The 6,877-nt window shown below is 62.4% G+C and carries 2 protein-coding genes; both read left to right on the top strand.

Features of this window, described 5'->3' with window-relative positions; translation table 11 throughout:
* Positions 1-2,622: 2,622 nt before the first annotated feature.
* On the top strand, positions 2,623-4,359 hold the full coding sequence (locus D7V88_RS37250) for a DUF262 domain-containing protein (RefSeq protein ID WP_208726702.1): 1,737 nt from the start codon (positions 2,623-2,625) through the stop codon (positions 4,357-4,359).
* Positions 4,356-6,596, top strand: coding sequence for a DUF262 domain-containing protein (locus tag D7V88_RS37245; protein WP_120545322.1), 2,241 nt, complete (start codon positions 4,356-4,358; stop codon positions 6,594-6,596). The genes D7V88_RS37250 and D7V88_RS37245 overlap by 4 nt, the downstream gene beginning before the upstream one ends.
* The last annotated feature ends 281 nt before the right edge of the window (positions 6,597-6,877 follow it).

Raw genomic sequence — 6,877 nt, 5'->3', positions numbered from 1 at the left:
ACACCCGCGACTGGACACCCACGGGCCCCGTGCGGCTCAACCCTTCCCCGAACCTCACCCCTCTCGTTCCAACAATGACCGCAGCTGCTTGACCTGTTTCACGCGACAACTACGTTGACACTCACCGCCGGTACGACATCCCAGAGACTCTCAAGGACGCCTAGACGTTCTCGAGTCGGCGCGAACGTCTGCGGCCAAAGCGGGAACAGAAGTGCCCGAAGGCTTGACAGCGGACGGTTCGATAGAGCGCCCCCCGGGTCAACAGCAGCAAGCCGAGCTAGCGCATGAGCCACACGACGTAAGCGTGTCGGCTCCCAACTGAGCGTCTCAAGCGCCCACAAGAGCTGAACGTGAGGGCTTGGGCCAAGGCCGTCCTGCGCTAGCGCGAAAAGCCCTGCCACGCCCTGGCCCCCACTAGTTAAGCTTTCTTCCACAGCATCAAGAAATGCGTCCGGTGCAGCCTCGGCCAACGTCGGCAACTCGGGAGCGACCCCTGCCCAGCGTTGCCAAGATGCCGAAAGAACCCGGCGAACCACCGCAGCCACCAAGGAACGCCGCTCGACCGGCCGGACCAACATGTCCTGAAGCGAAGACGTGGCAACGAAAGCCAAGGAGCCCGCGAGTCCCGAGCGTAGCATGGGGGAGTGGCGGCGCCCTTCCCCTTTCACTGCAAGCCAAAGCCGATCTACCAAACTGGCCCCGGCCTCGGGGTTGTTCTCTTCGAACACTTCACAGGATGCGTCCGCCAAGCCTCGCAGATGCCCAGCGGAGAGGTGCACTCCAAGAAGAGCCCATGCGTCGTGGGCGGAGCGCCACATCCACGCCCCAGTCTTGCGCCGCAGGGCTCCGGCGACCACGAGGGACGCACAGTAGGCATCCACCTCTTCTACGGTTCGTCCCGAAATGCGCTCAACGAGGGCACGGTCTCCAGACGCATCAGGGTTCCATGCTCCAACGAGCAGCATCGCCCGCATTTCAGGGGCAAGAGGGCCCAAGGCCCAAGCAGGACGTGCCGGACGTCCGAGGGCCCGCTGGAGAGCGCCAACACTGCCACCGGAGGCCCAGGCTACGCGGTGTGCCGTACCCGGCTCCAGTACCCGTTCCATCGTGGCGGCAAGCGCCGTGCGCTCAATGGGCGGGAGTTCGACGTACTCTCTCCCCACCAGCCGCTCACCACGTCCGTAAGCGATGAGTAGGTGGTGCGCTCCCGTGGAGCGAGTTCGGCTCTCCGCATCGGGGAAGGCTGCGAGTAGAATGAGGGACTGCGAGGTGGGCATGGCCAGAAGCCACTCAAGGGCCTCTGAACTACGTGCAATCACCACGCGACTCTTAAGACTCTCGTCTACGGTCTCTTCTATCAAGGCTGCGGCGGCGAAGTGCAGCGCCTCCTCGTGACCCTCCCCACGCACAGGCAAAATGGATGGTGCTGCTTGTGCCCATGCGCGAATCTGGGCTGCGGCCTCCTCACGGCCGACCAGCAGCGTGGCCGCAGGCAGGGATGGCTTCGTCCATCCGCTCCATGCAACCAACAACGCGTGTGGGTCGGCAATCTGGTCGATAGGACGGGCCAGCTCCTCGCATGAGAACCAGGCCGCAACGGAGGGACTACATTCAAGCCAGTGAGCAAGGTCATCGGCGTCAAGAGCCCGGACTTCTCTCCAGCAACCTTCGGCCTGCCTGTTCCTGGCCCATGTATTCTTGCCCGGCCAGTGCCTGGAGGTGAGCGCCACATATGTAGTGGCAGTCGGATTCACATCAAGTGGTGTCTGCGTTCGCTTCGAATAGTCCTCACTTGCTTTTTCCCCAGGCCTCGCATTCACTGACAGCTCCCAGACAGCGGGGCCCGCAGGGGCATCAAGCACAGGCTCGCCAAGGTCCGTGATACCATCGTAGCCCGCATATCGGACGCCCACGTCGCCACGGAACTGGATCCGGCCACTGCGAGAAAGCTGCGCACTGAGAAGGCGGCGAATAAGGACAGGGAGCTGTGACTCTGCTCTGGGCTTGTCAGACCAAGCATCAAGATCCTGCCCGGTGATGAGCAATGCGGATGGAACCATCCCCTATATTTATCCAAGACTCACTCAACGTGCCATACAAGCGCCACGGCTGCGTCAAGATGCGAATCGCGATGCGTGAGGGCTAGGCAGAAGGCCATCGACCTTCTTGCCTGCATAGCGAAGGCGGAATGACCTCCCGTCGAAATACGCCGTCTGAAGCGCAGCCTGCAGTCGCCCCAGCAGGACATCTGCGCCCGCCCCAACCCAGGTCGCAGCGTCACGGGCGTGCCAGAACGTGAAATGCTGGTGAGCTCGGCTCGCACGCAGCCGTCCAGCTCGCGTGCTGGCGATGCGGGCGGAATCACCCAGGGCCCCAAGGAAGCGGTGTAGGCGAGCACTAGCCGCACTGGGCGCCCTGCCCATCGCAGCCCACCCATGCATGCCTCATGCCGTCGCCGCACCGGCCGAGTTCGAAAGGGCAGTGGCATAGTCAACCCGCCTACGGGAGCGGATCAAGCCCAGTCCAGTATGCTCCCCTGGTATCGTTCACGCTCAATGAGGCTGCATCGCGACAACACAGACTTGGGCGAAGAAGGCCGTCGCCCCGAAAGGGCTGCCTGAAATGCCTGACGAGACGATGGATGGCGCTCTCCTCGAACTCAAGTTGATTGGTGACATCGTCGGTTCGTTCCGCGTTGCCAGGTACCAGCGAGGGTACCGCTGGGGGCAACTTGAGGTAGAGCGCCTACTCAACGACATCTGGGAGAGCAAGGGCGAGCCCTACAGCCTGCAGCCAGTTGTCGTAAAGCGTGACGGCGAGACCACATGGGAGCTGGTCGATGGCCAGCAACGCCTCACGACGCTCTTCCTCATCTTCGTGTTCATGCAGCGCGAGCGGCTTCAGAACTCTGGCCCACCATACGCTCTCAAGTACGACACACGGCCAGGCAGCGAGACTTACCTGCAAGATCTTGATGCGGTTCGCGCTAAGAGCAACATCGACTTCTTCCATCTCCACAGGGCATACGAGTGCATCCGAAAGTGGTTCGATGCGCACGGCGCGCGTCGGCAGTACGTCGCCAACAAGTTCTACGGGTACCTCTTCGAGAGCGTGCGCGTGATCTGGTACGAGGCCCCGAAAGGGCTGGACTCGACGACGCTCTTCACGCGCCTGAACGTCGGCAGGATTCCGCTCACGGACGCAGAACTGGTCAAGGCGCTCTTGCTCTCGCACAGCCGTGGAGGCGCCGACGCCACGGACAGGACTCATGAGATCGCTGCCCAGTGGGACAGCATTGAGCGCGATCTCCAGCATCCCGACGTCTGGGCGTTCGTCGCAGACGAGCATGCCGCAGATAGTCCGACGCGGATCACCCTATTGCTCGACACGCTCGCAGGAGGACCTCGCGGTCGGGCGCGTCCACTCTTCCACACCTTCGACGCCCTGCGAGAGCAGGTGGAACAGAATTCACCGAAGGTGGTCTGGGACAAGGTCGTCGACCTCCACGCACTCGTTCTCGGCTGGTTCGAGAACCGCAACCACTACCACAAGATTGGGTACCTTGTTGCTGTGAGACAGCGCTTCAGCGACCTCGTCACGCTCGCCGCAGGCAGGACGAAGAGCAGCTTTGAGGCGGTCCTCGACAAGAGGATTAGCGACACCCTCGACCTCACGCCCTCCGGCTTGACGGCACTGAGCTACGAGACAGACGCGCACAAGGAGACATGCGAGCGCCTTCTTTTCTTGATGAACGTCGAGACGGTGCGGCGTGTGGAGCACTCCTCTGAGCGCTACTCATTCCGACTTCACAGGCTTGGAGACTGGTCGCTCGAGCACATTCACGCGCAGCACACGGAAGGCCTCACGAAGGCTGAGCAGTGGAAACAGTGGCTCCGGATTCACCGCGAAGCACTTGCGGACCTTTACTCAATCGACGACGCACGCCGCGAAGAGCTCCTCAGGCGGATAGACGATGTCGGTGACCAGATCGATCGGCAGGTGTTCCAGGATCTCGCGCGAGACGTGACGGCAGCCTTCACGCTCGCGGATGCGTCGACCTCGGCGACCGTACATTCGGTCCATTCGGTGACCAACCTCGCGCTGCTTGCGGGCGGCCACAACAGCGCTCTGAACAACGCGGTGTTCGAGGTCAAGCGGAGGCGCATCCTCGAGCTCGATCGGAAGGGCGCATACATCCCTATCTGCACGCGCCAAGTCTTCCTCAAGTACTACACGGACGCAGACGCGCAGCAGGTCCACTTCTGGAGCATGCAAGACCGAGAGGCCTATCTGCGCGCAATTCTCTCCACTGAAGGTGGCATCGGCCTTTACCTCAAGCCCGAGGTGCCTCAGTCATGAAAAGCTACGTCACGTCCTACAACGCTCTCTTCACTCGACATGCGCCCGACGCTCCGGCCGTCGAGCGCATCGAGATACCGCTCATCCAGCGGGACTACGCACAAGGGAGAGAGGGCGACGCGGTCGCGCGCATCCGTGCCAACTTCCTCGACGTCTTGCACGAAGCCGTCACGACCGGCACACCCATCAGTCTCGATTTCATCTACGGCGACGTCGAGAAGGGCACGCTGCGTCCTCTCGATGGTCAGCAGCGGCTCACAACCCTATTTCTGCTGCACTGGTACCTCGGCTGGCGCGCGGACCGACTTGACCAGGAGCAGGGCTGGAAGCGGTTCTCGTACGCGACGCGGGCGAGCGCTCGGCTCTTCTGCGAACGCCTCTCTGGCTGCAAGCCGCCCGCTGACATGAAGGTGCACGCGTGGATCAAGGACCAACACTGGTTCCTGCACACGTGGCAGCACGATCCGACAATCCAGTCGATGCTGGTAATGATCGAAGCGATCCACAAGCGCTTCGCCGACGCCGACTGCGCCACTGCGTGGAAGCGGCTTGTGGACACCGAGGCACCCGCGATCTCGTTCCACCTACTGCCGATCGAGCAGATGGGATTGAGCGAGGATCTCTATATCAAGATGAACTCGCGAGGGAAGCCGCTGACGCCGTTCGAGAACTTCAAGGCGAGGTTCGAGCAGGTCCTGGAGATCTCCTGCCCGGACCGCGTCGAGGAGTTCGCGCAGAAGGTTGATGGCGCGTGGGCAGACATGCTGTGGCCATACCGAGGAAGCCACGATATCGTCGACGACGAATTCCTTCGCTACTTCCAGTTCGTCACCGATGTCTGCGAGTGGCCCGACGGACGGCTTACCTCGGGCACCATCGCACCGCTTGCTGAGCGCGTTTACGGCCCAGGGAACAAGAAGGCCGCAGCGCACCTGGACTTCCTCGTCCGGTGCTTCGACACCTGGGTCAACGCAGACATTCCCTCCGTTTTCTCGGAATCGTTCACGCTGAAACCGGCTCCGATCGACTCTGACGAAACCGGCAAGGTGGTACTGTTCGGATTGCAGGGAAGCGCGACGGTCAACTTATTTGCCGCGTGCTGCCTTGGCCAAGTTCGGTCTAGCTGGCCGCGCACGCTCTTTCTCTACGCGGTCCTGATTCACCGGCTGCACGGCACCGACGAGTTTTCACGCAGGCTTCGCGTGCTGCGGAACCTAGTCGAGGCATCGAGCAGCGAGCTGCGCTCCGAGAGGATGCCGGCCCTTCTCGCCGACGTGCGACGCCTCATCGTCGAGGGTACGCTGGACGGCATCTCGGCCTTCAATCAGGCGCAGGTCGCTGACGAGCGATTGAAGGCCGAGATGATAACCAAGGCTCCCACGCTCGCGCGGCACCTCTTTCACCTTGAGGATCACCCCGTTCTACGCGGCTCCCTGGCGGCGTTCGAGCTCGACAACGAGGTGTTCGAACGTCGGGCACGTGCTTTTCACGAGGTCTTCACGAGCGAGAACCTCCCGCTTCTTACCGGTGCGTTGCTGGCTGCGGGGGACTACTCGCGTTCCCGCAACCGTCGCTTTTTCCAGTTCGGCTCGGGCTCCAACCTCCTCCAATGGAGGGAGATCCTCGCCGGAGCCAGCCGTGCGCACCTCGCCGGAGTTCGCGAGGTGCTCGGGCGCCTCCTCGACGACATCGCCAAGCGCGAGGGTGATGCTCGGTCCGCACTCGAGTCCTTTACGAACCGCTGGCTCGAAGCCACCAATGAGGACGGACGCGATTGGCGTTGGTACTTCGTGAAGTACCCCGAAATGCGAGCGGGCCTCTCTGGCATCTACGCAGCCGTGAACGGAGTTATGGGCTACAGCGTGTGCATGCTGGACAAGAGCCAGATGAATAGCTGGTACCGCGACCCCTACCTCTCCGCGATTCAACGCGAGGCTGGTGTCTTGAGCGCCGTCGATGAACCGTGGTTCACTGGCTACGAGACGGCACCTCGATGGATGCGGCTGAAGCGGAGCGGGACGGAGATCCAGTGTGTACGGGGCGGGCTACTGCTTTGCGCTCCCACTGCTGAACGGCACGCGGAGACCTTCTCGCGCGTATGTGCGGCTCACGGGATCGGTCCTGATCTTCTCTTGAAGGTCCCGCAGGTTGATGTGGGCAAGCACCAATTCGACACGGAGGACAGGGTCCGACTCGGCGCCGCGCTCGTGCGCGATCTCGCGAGCGCTGGGCTGTAGCGTTCGCGTCGGCGACACTTGTGCCTCTTACCAGAGAGAGCGCAGAGAACGAGTTCGTACAGGCCTTCGTTCGGGGAGCAGCTTGAAAGGCCTTGCCAATTGGCAGGGCCTTTTTGTTCAACACGGGCCTCGCGATGAATATCGCGGGGCCTTGGTAACCGTCCGGCCAACGACGTGCGGTGAGGGATTGCCGGCGTAGCGGTGCGCGGCGGACGCTGGTGGGCATGGCGAAGCAGGTGGCGAAGCCGGAGTGGGCGTGCGTCGCGGAAGCGTTCGAGGCC

This window comes from Corallococcus terminator (assembly GCF_003611635.1).
GTDB lineage: Bacteria > Myxococcota > Myxococcia > Myxococcales > Myxococcaceae > Corallococcus > Corallococcus terminator.
The sequence above is the reverse complement of the archived record's forward strand: the minus strand, read 5'-3'. Positions and strand labels throughout refer to the sequence as shown.

Coding starts and splice junctions, on each gene's coding strand:
- D7V88_RS37250 (WP_208726702.1), top strand. CDS start 2,623: ATGCCTGACGAGACGATGGATGGCGCTCTCCTCGAACTCAAGTTGATT.
- D7V88_RS37245 (WP_120545322.1), top strand. CDS start 4,356: ATGAAAAGCTACGTCACGTCCTACAACGCTCTCTTCACTCGACATGCG.